The sequence below is a fragment of the Sorangium sp. So ce381 genome (assembly GCF_051473845.1).
GTDB lineage: Bacteria > Myxococcota_A > Polyangia > Polyangiales > Polyangiaceae > Sorangium > Sorangium atrum.
On the sequence record NZ_CP150336.1, the window covers coordinates 11,597,064 to 11,622,248 of the forward strand.

Genomic DNA, 25,185 nt, shown 5'->3' on the forward strand with positions numbered 1-25,185 from the left:
CACACGTCGTCACGTTCTCGCCCTCACCAACCACGAGGGCAATGTCTGTGTGCCGCCGCATGCTCACGGCAAAAGCACTGGGGTACAAACGATCCGCGTTTGGCGAGCGACGGTGTCGCGCGTCATTCCCGGGGCACCACGCGGAGTTCGCGAGTGCCCTCACAATTCAATGACGCGATCGGCGACGCTCGTGGGGCCTACCACGAGAGATCTTCTGGTTTCGGGGCTTAGGAAATCCAAACGCGATCCGGAAGTCAAGCTTCTCGTTGTGATCGTTCACATCGTACAGCCACGCTGCACGCGTTGGCTGAATGATGAAACTCACGGGATCCGTCTCTTCCTGGAAAAATGGCGCTATATCAAAAGCTTATGTGCCAGAGGAGCTCCGCTCGGCGGCGATGGCGCGACCGAGGAGCCCGATGATGCGCTCCGTATCATAGACGCAACCACCCCAGCTGCCGCCGCTGGCATCCTGAAGCGCAGCCCACAACCGCGTATCCGGGTTCACTCGGCCGTCCGGTTGAAGGGCTGGATTGGGCGCACGGGCGGCAAGGCTGCCGGCATCCACGCCCACGACGTCCACCGTCCCCTCCAGCGTGCGCGTGTCGATCCGCAGCCGGATGCGCTCGCCGTCGCGCACGCGGCCGATGGGTCCACCCGCCCACGCCTCCGGGCTGACGTGGCCGATGCACGCCCCGGTGGAGACGCCGGAGAAACGACCGTCCGTGACCAGGGCGATACGGTGCCCATCCTTCACGTGCTTGAGGGCAGAGGTGATCTGGTACGTCTCCGGCATCCCGATACCGGGGCCGATGCCGATCAGCACCATGACGTCACCCGGTTGCACTGCGCCCGTCTTGATCGCCTCGATCGCCGCGTCCTCGCTGCCGAACACGCGCGCAGGCCCTTCGTGCAGATAAACGCCGTCTGGTCCGATCACCTGGGGGGCAATCGCGGTGCTCTTCACGAGCGCTCCCTCGGGCGCGAGGTTGCCGCGCAGGAAGGTCACCGTGCTGGTGAGGCCGCGCTCGCGTGCCTTCCCGGCGGACATGATCACGTCGTCCGGATCGATGCCGTCCAGCTGCCGCAGCTTGTCGCGCAGGCGCCGGCGCCGCTCGCTGTGCTCCCACCACTCGAGGTTCTCGCCGAGGGGAAGGCCGCTGACGGTGCGCGCGCCGAGCCGCAGCAGGCCGAGCTCGCGCAGATGGAGCATGACCTCCGGGACGCCTCCCGCGAGGAAGACCTGGACCGTGGCGTGGTGTTTCGGCCCGTTGGGCAACACGTCCACGAGGCGCGGAACGAGGGCGTTGATGCGCGCCCAGTCGTCCACCGTGGGGCGCCGGAGCCCGGCCGCATGGGCGATCGCCGGCACATGGAGCACCAGGTTGGTCGACCCGCCGACTGCGGCATGCAGCACCATGGCGTTGTGGACCGAGTCGTCGGTGACGATGTCCCGCGTGGTCACCCCACGTAGCTCGAGGGCCATGAGCGCGTGCGCGGAGCGGCGGGCCAGGTCGCGCCAGATCTCGGCGCCCGACGGGCTGAGCGCGCCGTGCGGGAGGGCGAGGCCGAGCGCCTCCGCCACCACCTGGCTCGTCGCGGCCGTGCCCATGAACTGGCAGCCGCCGCCGGGGGAACCGCACGCGCGGCAGCCCATCTCGGCGGCATAGTCGAGGCTCACCTCCCCGCGCGCATAACGGGCCGCGAGGGTCTGGACCTTGGCTGTGTCCTCGGCCTCCTCCGCGAGGAGCGTGACGCCTCCCGGCACGAGCACCGTGGGGAGGTCGGGGGTGCCGGCGAGCGCCATCAACATGGCCGGCAGGCCCTTGTCGCAGGTGGCGACGCCGAGCACGCCGCGGCGGGTGGGCAGCGAGCGTATCAGCCGTCGAAAGACGATGGCGGCGTCGTTGCGGTAAGCGAGGCTGTCGAGCATGCCGACGGTGCCATTGGTCCGCCCGTCGCACGGATCGCTGACATAGCCGGCGAACGGGATGGCCCCGCCGGCCGTGAACGTGCGGGCTGCCTCTTCCATGAGCAGCCCCACCTCCCAGTGCCCGGTGTGGTACCCGAGCGCGATCGGCGTGCCGTCGGGCGCGCGGATCCCCCCCTGCGTGCTGAGCACGAGGAACTGCTTCCCTCGCAGGCGCGCAGGATCCCACCCCATCCCGGCGTTCTGAGTCCAGCCGAACAGCTCGCCGCTGGACATGGCGCGCAGCTGCTCGGCCCCGAGCGGGAGGCGCCCCGACGGTCCGGGCGCGGTGGTGCGCAGGGTGTAGATCGCCTCGCTGCCGGACTCGAACACCGGGTCGTGGCTCATGCGCGGGGTGCGATGGGGTCGCGGGTGGCTCGGCCGTCGACGAGGCGTGAGATCCCGAGCGGGTTCTCGTCGCGCAGCTCCAGCGGGAGCAGCGCTGGCGGACACGACTGGTAGCAAACGGGGCGCGCGAAGCGGAGGATGGCCGCGGTCCCAACCGACGTGAAGCGCACGTCGCTGCTCGCTGGATACGGCCCGCCGTGGTGCATGGCGGGCGACACCTCCACGCCCGTCGGGTAGCCGTTGAAGAGGAGGCGGCCCGCGACGCGGCCGAGGACATCGACGAGGTCCTGGGCGGCGGCGAGATCGTCGGCGGTCCCGTGCAGCGTGGCGGTGAGCTGGCCGTCGAGCGCGCCGAGGAGCCGAACCAACTCTCCGCGGTCCGACGCGGTGACGAGCAGCGTGTACGGTCCGAAGATCTCGTGCGCGAGGTGCGGCTCCCGCGCGAAGTCGGCGGCGGAGACGCGAGCGACGCGCGCGCCGGCGTCGGTCAGCCACTCCACGCCTCTCAGCTCCCGCACGGAGCGGTCGAACGACTCCTGGATACCGGCGTGCAGCATCACACCAGGCTTGATGGCGCGGGCTCGGTCGGCGACCGACCGCGCGAACGCGTCCCATTCAGGGGAGGCCAGCCCCAGGACGAGGCCGGGCTTGGTGCAGAACTGGCCGACGCCGAGCGTGCACGAGTTGATCAGCCCCTCGGCGATCGCGTCGCGGCGCTCGCGCAGCGCGCCGGGCAGCACGACCAGCGGGTTGATGCTGCTCATCTCGGCGAAGACGGGGATGGGCCGCGGGCGGGCGGCGGCGGCGTCGCAGAGGGCGCGGCCCGCGCGGCTGGACCCGGTGAAGCCCACCGCCTGGATGGCCTCGTGGCGCACCAGCGCGAGCGAGACCTCGGGCGAGGCGCCGTGCACCATGCCGAACACGCCCGCGGGCAGGCCCGCCTTCTGGACGGCGGAGCGCAGGGCCGAGGCCGCGAGCTCGGAGGTACCCGGGTGCGCCGGGTGCGCCTTGACCACGACCGGGTTGCCCGCGGCGAGGGCAGAGGCGGTGTCGCCGCCGGCAACGGAGAACGCGAGGGGGAAATTGCTCGCGCCGAAGACTGCGACCGGACCGATCGGCCGCAGCACGCGCCGCACGTCGGGGCGCGGGAGCGGCTTGCGGTCGGGCAGCGCGGGATCGATCCGGGCATCGACCCACGAGCCCTCGCGCACGACGGCGGCGAAGAGGCGCAGCTGGCCGGTGGTGCGGGCGCGTTCGCCTTCGAGGCGGGCGATGGGCAGCCCGGTTTCCCGGTGCGCTGTCTGGATCAGGGGGTCGCCGAGCGCCATGATCTCGTCGGCGGCCGTCTCCAGGAACCGGGCGCGCATCTCCGGCGCGAGGCCGGCGAAGGCGGGCGCCGCAGCGGCGGCGGCGCGGGCGGCGGCGTCGATCTCGGCGGCGGTGGCGTCACGGTAGGCGCCGAGCGCTTCCCCGGTGGCGGCGTCGTGGGCAAGGAATTCCATGGGGTGCCTCGTCAACCTCGAGATACCGGGTTCGCCAGCGTGCCGACGCCGTGGATCGTGATCTCCACGAGATCGCCGGGCTCCAGGGTGAACGAGTCCGGCGGGACGATGCCGGTCCCGGTCATGAGGACGACGCCCGCCGGGAAGCTCAGCTCGCGCGTGAGGTAGGCGACGAGCTCCTCGGGCGAGCGACGCATGCTCGCGGTCGAGGTCTTCCCCGCGAACACCGCCTCGCCACGGCGCCGGATCGCGAGCTCGATGGAGAGCGCGCGCAGGTCGAGCCCGGGCTCGTCCGCGAGCACGATGGCGGGGCCGAGCGCGCAGCAGCCGTCGTAGACCTTCGCCTGCGGCAGGTAGAGGGGGTTGTCGCCCTCGATGGACCGCGACGAGACGTCGTTGCCGGCCGTGTAGCCGACGATGCGGCCCGCCGTGGAGACGACGAGCGAGAGCTCCGGCTCGGGCACGTTCCAGCTCGAGTCGCGCCGGATGCGCACCGGCGCGCCCGGGCCGACGACCAGGCGGGGCGTCGCCTTGAAGAACAGCTCGGGGCGCTCGGCCTCGTACACGCGGTCGTAGAAGTCGCCGCCGCCGGCGCTCTCCTCTTTGCGCGCGGCGCGCGAGCGCTCGTAGGTGACGCCTGCCGCCCAGACTTCCTGCCCGTCGATCGGGGCGAGCAGCGGGACGTCGGGCGGGAGGGGGTGGGCGGTGGCGCGCGCGCGCGCGTCGCGCACCGCGCCGAGGGGATCCGGCAAGGCGAGCCACGAGGCGACGGACGCGAACGCCTCCGGGGATGCCGCCGTGAGGTCGTGGCGCGCTCCCCGCTCGTCCTCGAGCCCGAGCCGAGCACCGCCACCGCCCGCAAACCGAAACAGCTTCATGTCCGCACCTCCCTACAGAGTCGCCCTGTCGATCGCGATGCCAGGAGCGCGCCGCCCTGCGCGTCCACCCACGCACTCTCGATGCAATCCTGGAATCGCGTCAACACTTCTCTCGTCCCGGGCCTTACGATCGGACGGCTCGATGCGCTACGGCTCCTTGTTCATCGCGCTGAGCGCGTCGCTCCTGTGGCTTGCGGTCGTGGTCGGCGGCGCCGGGTTCGCCCTCCTCTGGCCGGCGCTGAGCTTCGCCCTCGTCGGCGCTGCCTACCTTGCGCGCCGGCCCGCCCTGCTAGGAAAGCGGGTCGACGGCACGCTGGCGTGGTGGGCCTGGCTGCTGTTCGCGCCGGGAGCCCGGTGCACGCGTAGCGCTGCCCCGACGAAGACGCATGGATCGAGATGCCCTGAGGCCCGTTGTTAATGCAATTGTATTGCATAAACGGCAGGGCGGAAGTAAACGTGTCGCATCCAGCAGGCCAGCCGCTCCGCGGCCGCTGCCGCGGAGCGCGACCTGACGCCGAGCGGCGACAAGGAGGGCACCTCATGCGCGATGTCATCAAGCTCGTCTCGTCCGCAGGGACGGGTCACTGCTACTACACGACGAAGAACAAGCGGACGATGACGGAGAAGATGCAGATGAAGAAGTACGATCCGATCGCCCGCAAACACGTGGTCTTCACGGAAGGGAAGATCTCGAAGGGAGCAGGCAGGTAATCGCGACTCCAGCGCTCGCTGCAGCCAGCGCGGGCGCGCTGCGCTGCAGCGAGCGCGCCGCCGAGGCTGCGTCAGCCGGCCTGCATGGAGCGCCTCAGGAGTTGAGCTGCGCCGGCCCGGCCTCGCTCTCCTGTTCACTCGGTTCACTCGCGTCCTCCCACCCCGGGAAGGGATCCTCGAACCGGCTCCAGGCCGAGGGCCCCGCGGCCATCTCGTCCGGCGTGAGCAAGCAGGCGTCGAGCCCGCGCGTGAGCTCCTCTCGGGCCATGTCGACGCCGATGAAGACGATCTCCTGCCGACGGTCGCCCCAGATCGGATGCCACGCGGCGACCGGCCCGTCGTCCTCCGGCCGCTCCTCTTCCGGTTCCGGCAAGGCGGCGTACCAGAGCCCGGCCGCCTCGAACGACGCGGCGCCGCCCGCCTGCGACCAGGCGCCTGTGATGTCCATGCGCGTCGCCAGCCAGAAGAACCCCTTGGAGCGGAGCACTCCATCCCAGGCGGCCGCCCCGTGGAGGAAGGTCCAGAGCCGCTCCGGGTGCATCGGGCGCTCCGCGCGGTAGACGAAGCTCTCGATCCCGTACTCCTCGGTCTCGGGGACGTGCTCCCCGCGCAGCTCCCGCATCCAGCCGGGCGAGCGCGCCGCCTCCTCGAAGTCGAAGCGCCCGGTGCCGAGGATCTCTCGAGGATCGACCCGGCCGCGGCAGGCCCTGACGATCCGGGCGCCGGGGTTCAGGTGCAGCAGCATCGCCGTGAGCCGCTCGACCTCGTCATCGCTCACGAGATCCGTCTTGTTGAGCACGAGCACGTTCGCGAACTCGATCTGCTCGACGAGCAGATCCGCGACCGTGCGCTCGTCGTCGCCGTCCAGCGCGGCCTCGCGCGCGCGCAGGTCGTCGGCGCTCGTCCAGTCGGCGAGGAACCGCTGCGCGTCGACGACGGTGACCAGCGTGTCGAGCCGGGCGACCTCCGAGAGGCGCTTGCCCGTCGCCGGGTCGTCGAAGGTGAACGTCTCGGCGACCGGGAGCGGCTCCGAGATGCCCGTCGACTCGATCAGCAGGTAGTCGAAGCGCCCCTCGGCCGCCAGGCGGGCCACCTCGACGAGGAGATCCTCCCGGAGCGTGCAGCAGATGCAGCCGTTCGACATCTCGACGAGCCGCTCCTCCACGCGGCGCAGCGCCGCGCCCCCGCCCCGCACGAGCGCGGCGTCGACGTTGACCTCGCTCATGTCGTTGACGATCACGGCGACGCGCAGCGAATCGCGGTTCGCGAGGACGTGGTTGAGCAGCGTGGTCTTGCCGGCGCCCAGGAAGCCGGACAGCACGGTTACAGGGAGCTTTTGCGTCACGTCGAGATCCTCTCTCGCCAGCGCCGGCGCGCTCCAGCGCGTGCGGGTACGCCCGCCGCGCGTGCGGCGTGGGGTGAACGAGGCGCATCCGCGGCCGCGGCGCGATCGGCCGGGCCCGACTCTGGCGTGGGCTCGAATTAATGCATCAAAGTTGCATTTGCAATGAAATAGCTTCTGTTGCCGAGACGTACGCCGGACACCTCGCGCACGGGCCGGCGCGCCGCGGACCCGTGCGCCGCGAACCCGTGCGCCGAGACCGACCCGATCGCCGCGCCGAGCGCAGGTCGCCGCGCCGCCCCGCGCCCCTGCGGCTCAGATCTGCTTCCGCCTGTCGGGGCGCAGCACGCCCTGGAGGATCACATCGACGACGTGAGCGAGCTGGGCCTCGTTGACGATCGTGCGATCCGCGAGCATCCGGTGCCGGAGATAGGCCGCGAGCAGCTCGCACGGCAGCAGCGGATCCGCGCTCGGCGCGAGCTCGCCGCGCGCGACCGCGGCCTCGATGATGGCCCGGATCCCTGCCTCCTGGACCGCGCGCAGCGAGCGGGCGATGGTCATGAGCTCCGAGTCGGGCCCCTCCGACAGGAACACGTGGAAGAGGCTCTGCCCCACCGGCGACGTCTGGATCTCGATGATCGCGCGCCCGAGCGCGACGAGGTCCCCGCGGAGCGAGCCCGTGTTCGGCGGGATGATCTTCTCGTCCGTGACCGACAGGAGCGCCGCCCGCACGAGGTCCTCCTTCGTCGGCCAGCGCCGGTAGACGGTGGTCTTGTTGACCCCCGCGCGCGTCGCCACGTCCTCGATCCGGAGCGCGCGATACCCCGCGCTGGCGAGCTCCTCCAGCGTGGCGGCGAGGATGCCCCGCACGACAGGCTCGCCTCGCACGAGCGCGCGCGTCTTCGCGGAGCCTCGCTTCGCCGTGCGCTTCGCCGTCGTCGCCTGCATCGGCCGCCATTGAAGTTCCGCCGCGCGGCACACGCCAGCCCAATTTCACGGCGTGTTCACGGCGTGGCCGGCTATCGCACCCTTTCGTTGCGATCATCGCAACCAGTGGTTGCAGTCGGCTTCGGCGGTGTTATACCCATCGCAACTGTCGGTTGCGATCGCCTGGGCGCCGGCGCGCCCGAGCGGTGGGGCCCGAGGCTGGGCGACGGGGGAACGAGCGGACGGCGCAGCGCACCGGCGCGTGCGCCGCCGCGCGTGGCGCCGTGCTCAGCCGAGGGCCGTGCTCCGCCCGGATCAGGCCGCTCCGCGACCGACGCTGCCCCGAGGGACCCTTGAGCCACACCACGACGACAGGCCGCGCCCAGAGCCTCCTCCTTCTCCTCGCGCTCGCCGCCGCAGCGGCGGGCTGCGAGACCAGGGCCAGCGCCTCCACCGCCGCCGAGACGAACGGGCCGAAGGTCCGCGTCGAGACCGCGGAAGTGCGGGAGCAGCCCATGCCGCGCAGCATCGCGCTCACAGGCACGCTGCGCGGGGATCGGGAGACCGATCTCGCCGCCAACGCGGTCGGCCGCGTGGTGGAGACGTTCGTCGAGCGCGGCGCCGAGGTGAAGAAGGGCGACCTGCTCGCGCGCCTCGACGTCCGCGCCGCCGCGCTCTCCGCCGCGGAGGCGCAGGCGAACGCCGCGCTGACCCGCGCCCAGGAAGAGACGGCGAAGCGCGAGTGCGAGCGCTACGGGGCGCTGCTCGAGAGCGGCGCGATCTCGCGGGTCGAGCACGACCGGATCGCCGACCAGTGCCGGAGCGCCCCGCTCTCGGTCGCGGCCGCCTCCGCCCGCGCCCGCGCCGCCGCGCAGAGCGTCGGCGACGGGCAGATCCGCGCGCCGTTCGACGGGGTGGTCGCCGAGCGCTTCGTCGACGTCGGCGAGTACGTCCGCCAGGACTCCCGGGTCGTCGCGCTCGTCTCGAAGGGCGCGCCGCGCCTCCGGTTCACCGTGCCGGAGGCGAGCCTCGCGGCCGTCAAGACCGGCGGCGCGCTGACCTTCACCGTGCCGGCGTACCCGGGGCGCTCGTTCGCGGGCACGGTGCGCTGGATCGGCGCCGCGGTCCGCGAGGCCACGCGCGATCTCGTCGCCGAGGCCGAGGTGCAGGACCCCGACGGCGCGCTGCGGGCGGGCATGTTCGCGTCCGTCGCGCTCGCGACGGCCGAGGCGCCTACCCCGGTGGTGCCGAGGTCCGCCATCGTCCCGCGGGACGGGCGCGCGCACCTGTTCGCCGTCGTCGACCACCGGATCGAGGAGCGCGTCGTGCAGACCGGCGTGGAGAAGGGCGACGCCGTGGCCGTCCTCCGCGGCGTCCGCGCAGGGGAAGCGATCGTCATCAACCCGTCCGAGGCGCTCCAGAACGGCCAAGCCGTGGAGTGAGGTCGACATGCAGTGGCTCGCCCGCGTCTGCGTCAAGAGGCCCGTCTTCGCGTCGGTCCTCATGCTCGTCATCGTGGTACTCGGCGTCGCCGGCTACACCCGGCTCGGCCTCGACCAGTTCCCCAACATCGACGTCCCGTACGTCGTCGTCACGACGCGCCTCGACGGCGCGGCGCCCGAGGAGGTCGAGGCCGAGATCTCCGACCGGATCGAGGGCGCTGTGAACACCATCAGCGGCATCGAGGACCTCCGCTCGACGTCGACCCAGGGCGTGAGCCAGGTCGTCGTCGGCTTCGATCTGGAGAAGAACGCCGACGTCGCGGCCCAGGAGGTGCGCGACAAGATAAGCGTCGTCCTGCCCAGCCTGCCCAAGGGCATCGATCCGCCGATCGTGAGCAGGATCGACCTCGGCGCGGCCCCGGTGATGCTCGTCTCCGTGTCGTCGGATCAGCCGATCCGCGAGCTCAGCGAGATCGTCGACAAGCGGGTGCGCCGGCAGATCGAGAGCATCTCCGGCGTCGGCCAGGTCAGCCTGATCGGCGCGCAGAGCCGGCAGATCAACGTCTGGCTCGACGCGATCGCCCTGCGGGCGCAGGGGATCACCGCGGCCGAGGTGCAGCGGGCGATCGCGGCGCAGAACCTGATGACGCCGGGCGGCAGCGTCGAGACCGGCCCCGAGGACCTCACGCTCCGCGTGATGGGGCGGGTCGAGTCGCCCGAGGCCCTCGGCCGCATCGTCCTCCGGGAGCAGGACGGCCACGCCGTGCGCCTCTCGGACGTCGCCCGCGTCGAGGACGGCCGCGCCGAGGAGAAGACGTGGGCCCAGCTCGACGAGCGGCGCACCGTCCTCCTGTCGGTGGTCAAGCAGTCGGGCCAGAACACCGTCGCCGTCGTCGACGCCGTGAAGGCGCGCCTCGACGAGGTGCAGCGCTCGCTGCCCGAGGGGACGAAGATCGAGGTCGTGCGCGACGGCTCGCGCGTGATCCGCACCGGCATCGCCGCCGTGAAGGAGCACCTCGTCCTCGGCGCCCTCCTCGCCGCGGTGGTGGTGCTCCTCTTCCTCGGCAACGCCCGCAGCACGCTCATCGCGGCGCTCGCGATCCCGATCTCGGTCGTCGGCACGTTCGCGGTGATGTGGATCGCCGGCTTCACGCTGAATTTCCTCACGCTGCTCGCGCTCGCGCTCGCCGTGGGCATCGTCATCGACGACGCCATCGTCGTGCTCGAGAACATCGTCCGGTACATCGACGAGAAGGGCATGAAGCCGTTCCCGGCCGCCGTGCTCGCGACGAAGGAGATCGGCCTCGCGGTGCTCGCGACCACGCTGTCGCTCATGGCGGTCTTCATCCCGGTCGCGTTCATGCCCGGGATCGTGGGGCGCTTCCTCAAGAGCTTCGGCCTCACGATGGCGTTCGCGATCGGGGTCTCGCTGATCGTCAGCTTCTCGCTCACGCCCTCGCTCGCCGCGCGGTGGCTCTCGGGGCACGCGCGCGCCGGGCGTGACGGAGGTGACGGCGCGCCCGCGAAGCCGTCGGTCCTCGAGCGCGCCGTCGACGTCTTCTACCGGCCGATCGAGCGCGCCTACATGGCCGCGCTCTCGTGGGTGATGAAGCGCCGCTGGGTGATCGTCGTCGCCTCGGCGGTCGCGCTCGGCTCGTGCGCGCCCATCGCCAAGACGCTGCCCGCCGGCTTCCTCCCCGAGGACGACCAGGCGCAGTTCGAGATCAACATGCGCGCGCCCGAGGGGACGAGCCTCACCTCGACCCGCCTCATCGCCGAGCGGATCGCCGGCGACGTGCGCCGGCTCCCGGGCGTCACCCGGACGCTCCTGACCGTGGGGGAGGGCGATCAGCAGGCCGCGAACGTCGCCAAGGTCTACGTGATGCTCGTCGACCCGGAGCAGCGCGCGCTCGGCCAGCTCGCCATCATGCAGCGGGTGCGCGAGGAGATCCTCGCGAAGCTGCCGAAGGAGCTGCGCGTCACGGCCGGCGAGGTGCAGGCGATCTCGTCCGGCGGCCAGTCCTCGGCGAGGATCCAGGTCGCGATCCAGGGGCCGGATCTCGACCGGCTGGGCGAGTACGCGGCGCGCATCACCGAGGAGCTGCGGAAGGTCCCCGGCGCCGTGGACGTCGACAACAGCCTGGTCGTGGGCAAACCCGAGCTCCGCGCGACCATCGACCGCGACCGCGCCGCGGATCTCGGCGTGCAGGTGGCCGACGTGGCCGGCGCGCTCCAGCTCTTCGTCGGCGGGCTCAAGGTGTCGACGTACTCGGAGGCGGGCGAGCAGTACGACGTCCGCGTGCGCGCCGACGCGAAGCACCGCGCCGACGCCGAGAGCCTCGCGTTCCTCACGGTGCCCTCGTCCAAGCACGGCGCCGTCCCGCTCCAGAGCGTCGTCACGATGGAGCCCGACAGCGGCCCCTCGTCGATCGGCCGCCTCGGCCGGCGCCGGCAGATCACGATCAGCGCGAACGCCGCCCCCGGCGTCGGCGACACGGCGGTGCAGGCGGCGCTCGACAGGATCATCGCCGAGCAGCGGATGCCGGCGGGCTACTCCGCGCAGCCCGTGGGCAGCTCCAAGAACACGGCCCGCACGGCGGCGAGCTTCGTCGTCGTCATCGGGCTCGCGTTCGTGTTCATGTACCTGATCCTCGCGGCGCAGTTCGAGTCGTGGCTCCACCCGATCACGATCCTGCTCTCGCTGCCGCTCACGGTGCCGTTCGCGCTGCTGTCGCTCAAGCTCTTCGGCCAGTCGCTGAACCTCTTCTCGGGGCTCGGGCTGCTCGTCCTCTTCGGCGTGGTGAAGAAGAACGCGATCCTCCAGATCGATCACACGAACCACCTGCGCGCGGAGGGGATGCCGCGGCTCCAGGCGATCCTGCAGGCGAACAAGGACCGGCTCCGCCCGATCCTCATGACGACGATCGCCTTCGTGGCCGGCATGATCCCGCTCGTGCTCTCGCACGGGGTCGGCTCGGGCCAGAACCGCACGACGGGGGCCATCGTGCTCGGCGGCCAGTCGCTCTCCCTGGTCCTCACGCTGCTCGCCGTGCCGGTGGCCTACTCGCTCTTCGACGACGCGGCCGAGTGGATCCGCCGCCGCCGGCGCAGGGCGGCGGAGGACAAGGGCGAGGCCGAGCTGGACGCGCTGCTCGGCGGGCCGGAAGCGAGCGCGCCGGCGGGCGGAGAGTGATGGAGTAGGGGAGTAGGGGAGCCGCGCGGCCGAGGCCCTCACGGCGCGCGCGGCGCGCGATGCGCCGCCTCAGAGGATGGGATCGATGCGGTAGACCCGGCTCGCCAGCGTGTCGACGAGGTAGAGCTTGCCGTCCGGCCCGAAGGCGATCCCCGCGAGCGAGCCCGCGGGCAGGCCCGTGTCCAGGGTGCGGACCACCTGCCCCGCCGTGTCGAAGGCGTAGATCCGGCTGGTCGCGTGATCCGTGACGTAGACGAGGCCCTCGTGGACCTCGAGGCCGCTCGGGGCCTCGAGCGTCCCCGGGGGGACGAACTCGATGAGCGTGGCGCCGTCCATGTGCCTGCGCACCTTGACCGGCTCTTGCCCGTCGAAGCTCGCGCCGGGCACGCCGCTCGTCGGATCCAGCTTGAGCAGCCGCTTGTGGCCGGTGTCGGCGACGTAGAGGCGCTCTTCCTTGGCGCTGTAGAAGATATGGCTCGACGTGGCGTCGACCCCGAGCACCTCTCCGGCGGCATAGCGGTAGATCTCGCCGTCGGAGTGGTCGTCGTGGCCGGGGCCGTGATCGTGGGCGAAGTCGTACCGGTCGAGCGCCTTGTCGTAGTCGTTGAAGACCCAGTAGACGTTGGCCTGCTCGTGCGCGATCCCCTTGCAGAAGGGGCTCGAGTGGAGCATGTCGAGGTGCGACCCGAGGCCGTCCGGCGTCTCCGTGGCGAAGATCGAGAGATCCGACGAGAAGAGCGATGGGCCCATGAAGTAGTTGCCGCCGTTGTCGTTGTCGCCGCAGACCCCGAACGTGCCTGGGTGGCCGAAGGCGATCGCGGGCGGCTTGTCCATGAAGTGCGCCGCGGCGGGGTCGCGGAGGCGGACCCACGAGCCGTCCGGCGCGCCGGGCTTCGTGATGATGATCACGCTGTCGTCCTTGCGGTTGACGACCCAGAGCTCCTCGGGCCGCTCCGGGTTGAAGGCGAGGTCGGTCGGCTCGCGCTGCCGGTCCGGCTCGAAGACGGACACGAGCGCGACCGAGGAAGGACTGCCATCCTTCACGCCGATCGGAGATCCCGGCGGCAGCTCGACGCACTCGCCGCGTGCCTGGTCGCACAGCGGCGTCTCGGGCGTGGCGGCGCACTCCGGCGATGCGCTGCAGCGCGGGGCGGCCGGGGCCTCGTCGCCCGCCCCCGAGCAGGCCGGCAGGAGCGCCACGCTGGACAGGAAGACCACCCTCTGAAGCGTCATTCAAGCCTCCCGGTGAAGAGGAGGACATTCTGACCCGACAGGTCACGCGGGCCATCGCTTTGTGCTGTGGCGCGGTGGCGCAGGGCGGCCCTCGTGGATAGCCTGGTGCGTCATGAGCGAGAGCGAGCCAGCGAGAGGCCCGGAGGGCGCCGAGCCGTCGAGGGAAGGCGCCGAGGACGCGCGGCCTTCGGCGGTCGCGACCCTCGTCGAGAGCCACCGGGAGTTCCTGCGCTTCCTGGAACGGAAGGTGGGCAATCGCGCCATCGCCGAGGACATCCTGCAGGACGCCTTCGTGCGGGGCATAGGGCGCATCGACAGCCTGCGCGACGAGGAGTCGGCCACGGCGTGGTTCTATCGAACCCTCCGAAACGCCGTGGTCGACCATTTCCGGCGGAAGGGCGCGTCGGAGCGGGCGATGGCCGCGCTGGCCGCCGAGCTCGACGAAGCGGCCCAGCCCGAGGTGGAGCACCGCGCCGTCTGCCAGTGCGTCCGGGCGCTGGCCGGCACGCTGAAGCCCGAGTACGCCGCCGCGATCCAGCGCGTTGAGGTCGACGGGCTCTCGGTGCAGGCGTTCGCCGAGGAGGCGTCGATCACCGCGAACAACGCGGCGGTGCGCCTCTTCCGCGCCCGCGAGGCCCTCCGCAAGCAGGTGATCGCGTCGTGCGGGAGCTGCGCGGAGCACGGGTGTTTCGACTGCACGTGCGCCCCGGTGCCGCTGCAGCTGGCGAAGAGCGAGCCCGAGCCGAAGCGAGGCTGCGGGCACGGCGGAGCGGGCTGACCGTTTGCGGGTTACGGGGCGGGGGTGGGGAGCGGCCCTCATGGCGATCGTCGTTCACGTGTTCTCATCCGCGAGGTGTTCCCCATGATCGAGGTGCTGGCGCCGCGGCCGTTCGACGGATTGACGGGTCCGAAGCTGTTCCTCGCCGGATCCATCGACAACGGCCAGGCCGAGCTGTGGCAGGCGCGCGTCGCGCAGGAGCTCGCGGATCTCGACGTGGTGATCCTCAATCCGCGGCGGGAGCGGTGGGAGCCGGGCTGGGCGCAGAGCCTCGAGAACCCGAGCTTCGTGGAGCAGGTGCAATGGGAGCTCCGCGGGCTCGAGGAGGCGGACGTCATCTTGATGTACTTCGCGCCGGGCTCGAAGGCGCCGATCAGCTTGCTGGAGCTCGGCCTGTTCGGGCGCTCCGGGAAGATGCATGTCGTCTGTCCAGAGGGGTTCTGGCGCAAGGGCAACGTGGATGTCGTGTGCGAGCGGTACGCGATCCCGCGCTACGCGAGCTTGCCCGAGGGGCTGCGCGCGGCGCGCGGCGCGCTTTTGCGCAGCTGCGGCGATTCAATTCGGTAGCCGCTGCGTGAACACCACCCATCGTCGGTAGCGCCTCGAAGCCGTCGAGGGCCCGATTCTGCTCGTGTACGCGCGAGCCCTCCCGTGGAGCCCACGTGCTCTGACCGTCGGAGCACACGCAGGGCGCTCGGCGTGACGAAGCGGAGGAGCTGCCCGGAATTCATGAGTGGGAGGTGGCCGCTCGGCCCGTGCGGGATCCACCGCATGAGCCTGGCGCGCCACGCAAATCCAGCATGATTGCAACCACTTGTGAGATTACCCGATGCCCTCGGTGACCCATGAAGCCCTGGTGGAGCTGTTCAAGAACCGGCCCACGCTCGCCGCCGAGATGCTGCACGACGCGCTCGGCCATCCGGTCCCGACGTTCACGGAGGCGCGCGTCGAGTCCTCCGACCTCACCGAGATTGTGCCCTCCGACCGCCGCGCCGATGTCGTCGTCGTGCTGCTGGCCGGCGAGCAGCAGCGGCGCGCGATGGCGATCGTGGTCGAGGTCCAGCTCGGGGTGGACGCGGACAAGCCCTACGTCTGGCCGGTGTACGTCAGCCAGACGCGCGCCCGGCACCGCTGCCCAACCGGACTGCTGGTCGTGACCATCAACGCGGCGATGGCGCGGTGGAGCGCGCGGCCGATCGATACGGGTCATCCCGGTTGGACGCTGACGCCCCTGGTGCTCGGGCCCCAGGGCGTCCCGGTCGTCACCGACGCCGAGCAGGCGAAGGCGGCGCCCGAGGTGGCCGTGCTCTCCGCGATGGCGCACGGACAGAGCGAGGCCGCCGAAGCCATCGGCGTGGCGTTTTTCGAGGCGGCGGACGAGCTCGATGAGGAGCGCCGGGCCGTCTACGGGGACCTGGTGCTATCCTCGCTGAACGCAGCGGCGAGGCGGAAGTTGGAGGCGATGATGAAGAGCGGTTACCAGTTTCAGAGCGAATTCGCGCGCAGCTACGTGGCGAAGGGGCGAGAAGAAGGGATGCGCGAGGGCACCCTGAAGACCAAGGCGCAGGCGGTGCTCGTCTTCCTCGAGGCCCGCGGGCTCGAGGTCCCCGTCGAGGTGCGGGAGCGCGTCCTCGCGAGCACCGACCTCGACGAGCTGGACCGCTGGATCCGCCGCGCCGCCGTGATCAGCGATGCCCGCGAGCTGCTCGCCACGACCGGCTCCTGAACACGGCACCTCCGTGCCCCCGAGATCGCTCCCCCCGAGCGACAACGACAGAGGCGTGGCCGCCAGCGCCTGACCGACGCTCCTCGCCACCTCGTCGATCTGAGCCGCCGTGATGACGAGCGGCAGCAGGAAGCGCACCACGCTGCCGTGGCTGCCGCCGAACTCCACAATCACCCCCCCGCAGGCACTCGCGCCCAGGTGTCGAAGTGCTCGTGAGACGCGATCTCGGAGATCGGCAGCCCGTTGGCCCTTCAATCCCCAATTGTGGCTGGAATATTCGGGCATAACTGGATTCCATACATAAATGAAATTGATTTCTATTTTCATCTGAGCTACCGAAGCTGTCGGGCATGGCCGTCAGCTCGGTTCCCCGACCCCAACGCTCCGACCTCCAGGCTCGGCCACGGGTGGACGCGGCGCCACGGGGTCCTCTCGCGCCTCGAGCGCCCGCTTGCACGCACGTCGACCTTCCTGCTGGCGCGGTCGATCGAGCTGGATCCCGGCGATGCCTCCCCTCGTGAGCTCGGCTCTTGCGGAGGGCGGCCTATCAGCCAGATCGGCGGCCTATCGAGCCCTTCGCGCTGCAAAGCCGCGCCCACCCACGAGGGGCTCTCTGGTCTTCGACACTCAGGAAACGCGCGACGCCGCGGCCGATTCACAACCCTTCAGGAGCCAACCCATGTGTTCCATTCTCGGTATCTTCGGCCTGCATCCCGGCGACGACCGGCAGGCCCTGCGACGACAGGCGCTGGAGCTCTCCCAGCGGCAGCGCCACCGCGGGCCCGACTGGAGCGGCGTGTACGTCGACGAGGGCGCCATCCTGGTGCACGAGCGCCTGGCCATCGTCGATCCCGCCGGCGGCTCGCAGCCGCTGCGCTCCGCGGACGGCGAGCTGGCGCTGGCCGTCAACGGGGAGATCTACAACCACCGCGAGCTGAAAAAGGAGCTGAAGCAACCCTATTCCTTCCAGACCGGCTCCGATTGCGAGGTGATCAACGCGCTGTACCGCGAAGACGCTCCGGGAGCGTTCCTCAACCGGATCAACGGCATCTTCGCCTTCGCCCTGTGGGACAAGCGCCGGCAGCGCGCCCTCATCGCGCGCGACCCCATCGGCGTGTGCCCGCTGTACTGGGGGCACGACCGCGAGGGGAGGCTGTGCGTCGCGTCGGAGATGAAGGCGCTCTCGGGCCTCTGCGCCGATGTCGCGCAGTTCCCGCCGGGCCACTGCTACGACAGCGTCACGCGCGAGCTCACGCAGTACTACCGCAGGCCGTGGCGCGACTACGCGGCGGTGGAAGGCGTCGGCGTGGACAAGCGAGAGCTGCGCGAGGCCTTCGAGCGCGCCGTGCGCCGCCAGCTGATGACCGACGTGCCGTATGGCGTGCTGCTGTCGGGCGGCCTCGACTCCTCCCTGGTGGCCGCGGTGGCGGCGCGCTTCGCCCGCAAGCGGGTGGAGGACGACGGCGCGTCGGAGGCGTGGTGGCCGCGCCTGCACTCGTTCGCCATCGGCCTGAGAGGCTCGCCCGACCTGGCCGCCGCGGCCGTCGCGGCCGAGGCGCTGGGCACGGTGCACCACGGGTTCGAGTACACCTTCGAGGAAGGCCTGGACGCCTTGCCCGAGGTGATACGCCACATCGAGACCTACGACGTCACCACCATCCGGGCGTCCACGCCGATGTACCTGCTGGCCAGGCGCATCAAGGCCATGGGCGTGAAGATGGTGCTGTCGGGAGAAGGCTCGGACGAGATCTTCGGCGGCTACCTATACTTCCACAAGGCGCCGAACGCGCGCGAGTTCCACGAGGAGCTGATACGAAAGCTGGACGCGCTGTACAGCTACGACTGCCTGCGCGCCAACAAGTCGATGATGGCCTGGGGCGTGGAGGCGCGGGTGCCCTTCCTGGACGTGGAGTTCCTGGACGTGGCGATGCGGATGGACGCCAGGCACAAGATGGCCGGCAAAGGCCGCATCGAGAAGGCGGTGCTGCGCGAGGCGTTCGAAGGTTATCTGCCGGAGGAGATCCTGTGGCGGCAGAAGGAGCAGTTCAGCGACGGCGTGGGCTACGGCTGGATCGATGGCCTGAAGGCGTACGCCGAGGCGCGGGTCAGCGATCGCGAGCTGGCCGCGGCCGAGAGGCGCTTCGCCATCAATCCGCCGCGGACCAAGGAAGCGTACCATTACCGCAGCCTGTTCGAGCAGTTCTATCCGGGACAGGCCTGCGCGGAGACGGTGCCTGGCGGCAAGTCCATCGCGTGCTCGTCGCCCGCCGCGATCGCCTGGGACGCGAGCTTCGCCGCCGCGGCGGACCCGTCGGGGCGCGCGGTGGCGGGCGTCCATAACGCGGCATTGTAGGAGGAGCCCTGGGGGAGATATCGCGGTCTCCCCTCCTGCGAAGCGGTGGGTATCCGCATCGCTTTTATCGGGAAATTGAACAGGGAGGCGGGGAGGCGGGGAGATGAATGGGATTTTACTCCCCGTCTCCCCGTCTCCCTGTGAATTTTCTCGAAAAATTCGAGGGAATGCGTCGGGCGAAGATCGACGCGCGAGACAGGCCTGGGCCTGCTCGGCTACGGAAGGGCCGCCGCCAGCGCCTGACCGAAGATCCTCGCCGCCTCGTCGATCTGCGCCGCCGTGATGACGAGCGGCGGCAGGAAGCGCACCACGCTGCCGTGGCGGCCGCCGAGCTCCACGATCATCCCCCGCCGCAGGCACTCGCGCTGCACGCGCCCGGCCAGCTCGCGGTGGGCAGGGCGCGCCCCGAGCGCGTCGGGCGCGGCCGCCGCGTCCACGAGCTCCACGCCGATCATCAGGCCGCGCCCGCGCACGTCGCCGATGCACGCGTGCTCCTTGGCGAGCGCGGTGAGCTGCGCCATGAGCCGCGCGCCGAGCTCCGCGGCCGCCGCGTCCAGGCGCTCCGCGCGCAGCACCGACAGCGTGACCGAGCCCGCCGCCATCGCGAGCTGGTTGCCGCGGAACGTGCCGGCGTGGGCGCCCGGACGCCAGGTGTCGAAGCGCTCGTGATACGCAACGACCGAGAGCGGCAGTCCGCCGCCGAGCGCCTTCGACAGGACCAGCACGTCCGGCTCGATGCCGGCGTGCTCGAACGCGAACATGCGCCCGGTGCGGCCGAAGCCCGTCTGCACCTCGTCGAGGATCAGCGGGATATCATGGCGCGTCGCCAGCGCCCGCAGCCCCTTCAGCCAGGCGACCGGCGCCGGGATCATGCCCCCCTCGCCCTGCACCGCCTCGACGATGATGGCAGCAGGCTTGGGCACGCCGCCCTCCGGATCGGACAGCAGGTTGTCGATGTACGCGAGCGAGGCCGCGATGCCGGCGCCGCCGCCGAGCCCGAACGGGCAGCGGTACTCGTACGGATACGGCAGGAACTGCACGCCGTTCAGGCTGGAGCCGAGCGCCGCCTTGGGCCCGAGGTTGCCCATCAGGGTGAGCGCGCCCTGCGTCATGCCGTGGTACGCGCCCTGAAAGGCCAGCACCGTGCCGCGCCCGGTCGCGAGCTTGACCAGCTTCAGCGCAGCTTCCACGGCGTCCGCGCCCGTGGGGCCGCAGAACTGGATGCGCGCGTGGTGGGCAAAGGGCGCCGGCAGCACGCCGAGCACGTCCTGCGTGAAGCGATCCTTGACCGGCGTTGTGATGTCGAGCGTGTGGAGCGGCAGGCCGGAGTGCAGCGTCCGCACAAGGACGTCGGTGACCGCCGGGTGGTTGTGCCCGAGCGCCAGGGTGCCGGCACCGGCCAGACAATCGAGGAACACGCGCCCCTCGACGTCCTCCACATACACGCCCTGCGCGCGCGAGAGCGCCAGCGGCAGCCGCCGCGGGTACGAGCGGGCGTTCGACTCGCGCTGCCGCTGCCGCTCGAGCAAGGGGTGATCCCCGAGCTCGTACAGCGCGCGCCGCCGGTGGCGCTCGCCGAGCTCCGCGGCGAGGCCCGCGTGGAGGGGCGCCCTGGAGGCCGGCGCCAACGGGTCCACCGCGGAGAAACTGGAGGCTGTAGACAGACTCATCGGGTACTCCCTGTTGCGAAACGTCCCTTGATTCACGCGCTCCTCGACCACGGAACGCGGGCCGCGCTCCCGCGCGGACCGATGCCGTGAGCTAGCTCTGCTCGAGATCCTTCGCGTAGTACGCCTCTGCCATCCCCGTGAGGATGGCGCGCTTGCCACCGTAGGATTCACGGCCGTGGACACACAGCATGTTGTCGATGAACAGGATGTCTCCCTGCTGCCAGAGGAACTTCACGAGCGAAGAGAGGTACGCTCCCCGGAGCTCCTCCAGCACCTCGGGCTCGATCGGGCTGCCGTCGCCATAAAAGGTGTTCGTGGGCAGCTCGTCGTCGACGAAGCTCGCGGTGAGCGAGCCGCGGACGTCCGGGGGCAACGTGCTCACGTGGAAGAACGTGGCGTGGTTGAACCAGACTTCCTCCCCGGTGCGCGGGTGGCGCACGATGGCCGGCCCTACCTGGGTCGTGCGAAGGCGATTGCCGGGCTTCCACTCGATCTGGATACCCACCGAGGCGCAGTAGGACGCCACCTCGCCGCGATCCTCGGTCTGGAAGACGGTCTGCCAGGGCAGGCCGAAGCCGTCCCCGTAGTTGCGGACGTACAGGACCCTCTTCTGGCGGAACTTCTCCCGGATCTCGGGGCGGATGTGCCGGAGGACCTCCCGGGTGGAGCCGATGGGGGTCTCGCCGCCCGTCTCCGAGGGCTGATGGCAGTAGAAGAACAACCGCAGAGGGAAGCGCGGAGAGTAGGAGTGCTCGTTGTGCGGGAAGATCTTCTGGTCGGCCGGGTAGTCGGTCGACGTGTAGATGTTGCCCCCCACCCGCGTGCGCGGCGACGCGCGGAACATGTACTCAAGGGCTCCGGGCGAGAGGGACGCGATGGTCTGCTCGAACCGCTCGACGGTCTTGCAGGTGAAGCCGCGGAACAGGATGGCGCCGTGCTGGAGGACCTTCTGCTCCAGGGCGTCGCGGTGCCTCGCGGCCCACTCGACGAGATCGACGCCCGCGACGGCCGGCTCGATCACGAGCGGCAACGGGCGCTCCGGGTGCCACATCCGCTCGCGGACAAGCGTGCTGTCGGAGACCGTGATGGCCTTGCGGCGCGGGGCGCCCGGCGCCGGGATCGGTGCAGTCTTGCCAGAGTTCATGCTCGCTCCGTGGTGAGATCGATGCGTTCGGACGAAGGCGCGCTCGAGGCGCCGGACAGGAGGGCGCGCAGGCGCGTGTGCACGGCGCTCCCCTCCAGGGCCGCGAGGTGATCGCCGGGGGCCGTCGCTGTGTGCACGGCCGCGCGCGTGTACCGCTGCCAGTCCACGGGCGGGCCGCCGTGGCGCTCGAGCGTCTCGGCGCTCCACCACGCGTGAATGGCGGCGTGGAGGCACCGCGGCGGCAGCTCGTTCATGAACAGCGCCGCGTCTCGCAGGAGCGCGTAGCGGTGCGCGAGCGCGGCGGTCTGCGCCCCTTCGGGCAGGAAGCCGCGAGTCTGGGCCCATGCCGCCGCCGCCATCACCCGCTCCTCGTCGCCTCGGCCCTGCAGCTGCTCCCGCAGCGCCCGCAGCTCCGCCTCCGGGAGCGCGAGAAGCGCCGCCCTGCGGTCGGTGTCGACATACTCCGCCAGCTCCGCCACGACGTCCGGCGGTCCCGCCGCGTAAAGGTTCGTGGGCGGCTGGGTGTCCAGGATGCCGAGGAAGGCGACCGCCTCCTCCTGCTGCTCCAGCGCCCGGGCGATGCCGAGGGCGAGCGCGCCGCCCAGCGACCAGCCGAGGAGGTGATACGGGCCGCGCGGCTGATGCTGCCGGATCTCGCGGGCCAGCTGATCGACGATGCGCCGGCACGAGGGGCCTTCGCCCGCGAGCGCCGGGCCCAGATCGAGCCCGAACACGGGCCGATCCCCGCCGAGCGCGTCGGCGAGCGGCTGGTATGCCCCGACGCGCAGGCCCGAGGGATCCACGCAGAAGAGCGGGGGGAGAGACCCGGCGGCGCGGAGCGGCACAAGGCTCGAGCGCGGCGCCCGCGCCACGCATCCGGCCGCCATCGGAATCGTCGGCCGAGACTGCTCCTCCGCCTCGATCAACGCCGCAAGGGCCTCGAGCCGGGGGCGCTGGAACACGGTGCGGACAGGGATCGTGGCGTGCAGTTCGGTGTCGATCCGATGAACCAGACGGACCGCCAGCAGCGAGTGCCCACCCAGGGCGAAGAAGTCGTCGTCGCGGCCGATGAGCTCGACCGTGAGCAGCTCTTCCCACAGCGCGGCGAGCGCCCGCTCGACCTCGGTGTGAGGCGCGGCGTACGGTGCCCGCTGCCGGTGGCGCCTGAGCGCGAGCAGCGCCTGTCGATCGAATTTGCCGTTGGCCGTGCGAGGAAGCGTGGGCAGCGCCTGGATGTCGGCCGGGATCATCGGATCCGGCAGCAGCCTGGCGAGGTCGTGGCGCACCGCCGCGACCTCCAGCGGCTGTGCCGCCTCGACGAAGCCGCGCAGGAAGACCTCGCCGTCTTCGCCCCGATCGGCGAGCACCACGACCTGCTCGGCGCCCGTCACGCGGCGCAGCGCGGCGTCGACCTCGCCCAGCTCGATCCGGTAACCACGGATCTTCACCTGGCCGTCGCCGCGCCCGAGGAACACGAGCTCTCCGCGCTCATCCCAGGATGCGTAGTCGCCTGTTCGATAGAGCCGCTCCCCCGAGACCTCGACGAACTTCTCCTTCGTGAGCTCGGGCCGATTCAGGTACCCGGGGCTCAGCCCCGGTCCACCCACCCAGATCTCGCCCTTGAGCCCGCGCGCGCTCGGCTGGCCGCGCTCGTCGAGCACATAGACATGGCTATGAGGAATGGGACGACCGATGGTCACGGGACGATCGGACTGCGATGCTGCGCACTCGCCGACCGTGCTCCACACCGAGGCCTCCGTGGCGCCGTACTCGTTGTAGAGGCGCGTGCCGGGGAGGGCGCGGTGGTGTGCGTCGACAAGCGCGCGCGGGCACGCCTCGCCGGCCACGATCGCGGTGCTCAGGGCGATGGGCTGGCCGGCGAGCCTGTGCAGCAGCAGGTGATGGAGGGAGGGCAGGGCCAGCAGGTGAGTGATGGACTCCTCGCGGATGATCCCGGCGAGCCGCTCCGCGTCCTTCTGCTCGATCTCGCTGCACAGACGCAGGCAACCCCCCTGCGCGAGCGTCCCGAAGAGCCCGGCGATCGAGCTGTCGAACGCGAAGGAGGACAGGAGCAGGAAGCGGCGGATGGGGTCCTGGTAATAAGCGACGCGGGCAGCCAGGGAGTAGAGCGCGCCCGCATGGGTGATGGGCACGCCCCTTGGCTGGCCCGTGCTGCCGGAGGTGTAGATGACGTACGCGACGTGCTCCGGCAGGATCTCGGGCCACGGGAGCGCCGCCCCGTCCTCCGGCGCAGCGTCGGTGAACAGGAGCCTCGCCCCGTCCTGCCAGGGCTCCGGCAGCCTCTCCACGAGATCGCGGCGGGTGAGGACGAGGTCAGCCCCGCAGTCGTCGAGCACGTAGGCGATGCGGGCCGCGGGGTAGTCCGGATCGATCGGGACATAGACCGCGCCGGCCTTCAGGATGGCGAGCATCGCGACGATGGCGTCGACGTCCCGCTGGAGGAAATGCGCGATCCGGGTGCCCGCCGCCGCGCCGCGGCCGAGGAGGCTCTGCGCAAGCCGCGTGGCGTGTGTGTCCAGCTCGGCGTAACTCAGGCTCTGCGTAGCGCTGCTGACCGCCGGCTGGTCGGATCGCTGCAGGATCTGCTCGGCGAAGCAGGCGGCCAGGTGAGGCAATGAGGCGATGCGCGCGAACTCCCGCTCTCGCTCCGCGGAGAGCGGCTCGGAGCGGCTATAGACCTCGGTCACAAGGCGCCGCTCCGCCTCGCTCAGGGCAGATAGCTCCCGGAGCTGCCGGGCAGGGTGGCGGCAGACCTCCTCCAGCAGCGCGACCAGCTGATCGCCGAGCAGCGCGGCCGTGGCGCCGTCGTAGAGCGCCTGGTTGTAATGCAGGGTGAGGATCGGCTCGTGGCCTCCCTCCCGGTGCTCCAGCAACAGATGGTGCGGCGCGGTCGGGCTGTCGGCGGACTCGACGCGCCAGCCGGCGGCCGCGAGCGCGCTGTCGCCGGCGGCCGGCACGTAGCGGAAGCCGAGCGGATAGGGCTCCTCGTCCGCCGTGCTCGGGAAGTAATCGCGCCACTCCCTGAGCTCCGCGCAGCGCGCGCGGAGCGCACCGCAGAGGGTCTCCACGGTCGCGCCGCCGAGCGCGTCCACGGTGAGCGGCACCGGCTCGCTGAACAGGCCGATCGCGTCGCCGAGATCGCGGCTGGGCTGCTGCCAGTCGAGACCCACCGTGAGGCGATCGGCGTCGCCGTGCTGATGAAACAGCGTCACCCACGCGGTCAGGGCGAGCAGCGCGGGGGGGACGCTCAGCGCGCTGGCCTGGCGCGCCCAGCGCTCCTGGAGCTCGGGTGAGACCTGCAAGCGCACGCGGGCGAGCTCCACGCGCGCGACGCCGCCGCGCGCGTGGCCGCGCAGCGGCAGCGCCGGCGCGGGCGCCCGGGTCGCGAGGCGCTCCTCCCAGAACGCGTCGGCCTGCGGATCACTCCCCTCGAGCTCGTTGCGCCAGGCGGCGTAGTCCGCGTATTGCAGCGGGGCATCCCCCGGGTCCTCGCCGCGATAGGCGCGCTCCCACGCGGCGGCGAGGCGCAGCAGGCCCGCTGTGTCGGTGTGCGCCGCCGGCAGGCGCAGCCGGACGCTCGCGCCTTCGCCCGGCGATCCGGAGAGGGCCACCGCGACGCCGCTCGGGCTGCCTTGACCCGCCGCGTTCCAGCGGATCGCCGGGGAGGACTGGATCACCTGGACGGGCAGCGCCATGCCGGGCAGCTGCGCGTAGTACGTGCGCAAGATCTCGTGACGATCGACGAGCTCCGCCAGGCTGCGCTCGAGCCGCCCCTCGTCGGTGCCGGCGGGGACGCGGAGACACAACTCGGCAGCTCGGACAGCGCTCGCCAGATGGGCCTCTTGCCACCGCCACGAGCGCGCCTGCTCCGGGGAGAGCTCGAATCCCTCGATGAGGGCGTCGCTCCGTGCCGTGTTTGAGCTGGACATCTGAGATTCCCTTTCCGTC

At 71.2% G+C, this 25,185-nt stretch carries 16 protein-coding genes and 1 pseudogene; 7 read left to right on the forward strand and 10 right to left on the reverse strand.

Features of this window, described 5'->3' with window-relative positions; all coding sequences use genetic code 11:
- Window positions 1–367: 367 nt before the first annotated feature.
- From WMF29_RS43540 to WMF29_RS43550, 3 genes are read right to left on the reverse strand one after another with little or no spacing between them, the layout of a single operon-like run.
- On the reverse strand, window positions 368–2,317 hold the full coding sequence (locus WMF29_RS43540) for a YjhG/YagF family D-xylonate dehydratase (protein ID WP_437325937.1): 1,950 nt from the start codon (window positions 2,315–2,317) through the stop codon (window positions 368–370).
- On the reverse strand, window positions 2,314–3,819 hold the full coding sequence (locus tag WMF29_RS43545) for an aldehyde dehydrogenase (NADP(+)) (RefSeq protein WP_437325938.1): 1,506 nt from the start codon (window positions 3,817–3,819) through the stop codon (window positions 2,314–2,316). Before WMF29_RS43545 ends, WMF29_RS43540 begins: the two co-directional genes overlap by 4 nt.
- Before the next feature lie 11 nt (window positions 3,820–3,830).
- A complete protein-coding gene (locus WMF29_RS43550) occupies window positions 3,831–4,697 on the reverse strand; it encodes a fumarylacetoacetate hydrolase family protein (protein ID WP_437325939.1) in 867 nt (288 codons plus the stop codon).
- Window positions 4,698–5,237: 540 nt separating this feature from the next.
- Here WMF29_RS43550 and rpmG point away from each other — a divergent pair.
- Entirely contained in the window at window positions 5,238–5,408 is a 171-nt protein-coding gene (gene rpmG, locus WMF29_RS43555; RefSeq protein WP_437325940.1) for a 50S ribosomal protein L33, read from the forward strand.
- 94 nt (window positions 5,409–5,502) lie between these two features.
- On the opposite strand, the gene zigA is transcribed toward rpmG, so the two are convergent.
- Window positions 5,503–6,753 (reverse strand): zinc metallochaperone GTPase ZigA, encoded by a 1,251-nt coding sequence (gene zigA / locus WMF29_RS43560; protein ID WP_437325941.1) that lies wholly within the window; start codon window positions 6,751–6,753, stop codon window positions 5,503–5,505.
- A gap of 312 nt (window positions 6,754–7,065) precedes the next feature.
- A complete protein-coding gene (locus tag WMF29_RS43565; protein ID WP_272101886.1) occupies window positions 7,066–7,698 on the reverse strand; it encodes a TetR/AcrR family transcriptional regulator in 633 nt (210 codons plus the stop codon).
- A 332-nt stretch (window positions 7,699–8,030) separates the two neighbouring features.
- Between WMF29_RS43565 and WMF29_RS43570 the strand changes: the two genes are divergently transcribed.
- The gene (locus WMF29_RS43570) at window positions 8,031–9,119 is read left to right on the forward strand and encodes an efflux RND transporter periplasmic adaptor subunit (protein ID WP_437325942.1); all 1,089 of its coding nucleotides are present in this window, start codon (window positions 8,031–8,033) and stop codon (window positions 9,117–9,119) included.
- Window positions 9,120–9,126: 7 nt separating this feature from the next.
- On the forward strand, window positions 9,127–12,312 hold the full coding sequence (locus WMF29_RS43575) for an efflux RND transporter permease subunit (RefSeq protein WP_437325943.1): 3,186 nt from the start codon (window positions 9,127–9,129) through the stop codon (window positions 12,310–12,312).
- Window positions 12,313–12,381: 69 nt separating this feature from the next.
- Here the strand turns inward: WMF29_RS43575 and WMF29_RS43580 are convergent, their stop codons facing one another.
- Complete coding sequence (locus WMF29_RS43580; RefSeq protein WP_437325944.1) at window positions 12,382–13,545, reverse strand: hypothetical protein; 1,164 nt, start codon at window positions 13,543–13,545, stop codon at window positions 12,382–12,384.
- Window positions 13,546–13,657: 112 nt separating this feature from the next.
- Between WMF29_RS43580 and WMF29_RS43585 the strand changes: the two genes are divergently transcribed.
- The 3 genes from WMF29_RS43585 to WMF29_RS43595 all read left to right on the forward strand — a co-directional run bounded on the left by WMF29_RS43585 (window position 13,658) and on the right by WMF29_RS43595 (window position 16,049).
- Window positions 13,658–14,323, forward strand: a complete 666-nt coding sequence (locus WMF29_RS43585; RefSeq protein ID WP_437325945.1) for an RNA polymerase sigma factor — start codon at window positions 13,658–13,660, stop codon at window positions 14,321–14,323.
- Window positions 14,324–14,407: 84 nt separating this feature from the next.
- The gene (locus WMF29_RS43590) at window positions 14,408–14,890 is read left to right on the forward strand and encodes a nucleoside 2-deoxyribosyltransferase domain-containing protein (RefSeq protein ID WP_437325946.1); all 483 of its coding nucleotides are present in this window, start codon (window positions 14,408–14,410) and stop codon (window positions 14,888–14,890) included.
- Between the two features lie 262 nt (window positions 14,891–15,152).
- Window positions 15,153–16,049, forward strand: a complete 897-nt coding sequence (locus WMF29_RS43595) for a hypothetical protein (RefSeq protein ID WP_437325947.1) — start codon at window positions 15,153–15,155, stop codon at window positions 16,047–16,049.
- Window positions 16,050–16,091: 42 nt separating this feature from the next.
- Here the strand turns inward: WMF29_RS43595 and WMF29_RS43600 are convergent.
- Window positions 16,092–16,242 (reverse strand): annotated as a pseudogene (locus tag WMF29_RS43600) (diaminobutyrate--2-oxoglutarate transaminase); the annotation flags it as partial.
- Window positions 16,243–16,728: 486 nt separating this feature from the next.
- On the opposite strand from WMF29_RS43600, the gene asnB reads away from it, so the two are divergent.
- On the forward strand, window positions 16,729–18,402 hold the full coding sequence (gene asnB / locus WMF29_RS43605; RefSeq protein ID WP_437325948.1) for an asparagine synthase B: 1,674 nt from the start codon (window positions 16,729–16,731) through the stop codon (window positions 18,400–18,402).
- Between the two features lie 215 nt (window positions 18,403–18,617).
- On the opposite strand, the gene WMF29_RS43610 is transcribed toward asnB, so the two are convergent.
- From WMF29_RS43610 to WMF29_RS43620, 3 genes are all read right to left on the reverse strand, one after another.
- The gene (locus WMF29_RS43610) at window positions 18,618–20,066 is read right to left on the reverse strand and encodes a diaminobutyrate--2-oxoglutarate transaminase (RefSeq protein WP_437331231.1); all 1,449 of its coding nucleotides are present in this window, start codon (window positions 20,064–20,066) and stop codon (window positions 18,618–18,620) included.
- A 97-nt stretch (window positions 20,067–20,163) separates the two neighbouring features.
- Entirely contained in the window at window positions 20,164–21,216 is a 1,053-nt protein-coding gene (locus tag WMF29_RS43615; protein ID WP_437325949.1) for a TauD/TfdA family dioxygenase, read from the reverse strand.
- Window positions 21,213–25,166, reverse strand: coding sequence for an amino acid adenylation domain-containing protein (locus WMF29_RS43620; RefSeq protein ID WP_437325950.1), 3,954 nt, complete (start codon window positions 25,164–25,166; stop codon window positions 21,213–21,215). Before WMF29_RS43620 ends, WMF29_RS43615 begins: the two co-directional genes overlap by 4 nt.
- Window positions 25,167–25,185 lie beyond the last annotated feature (19 nt).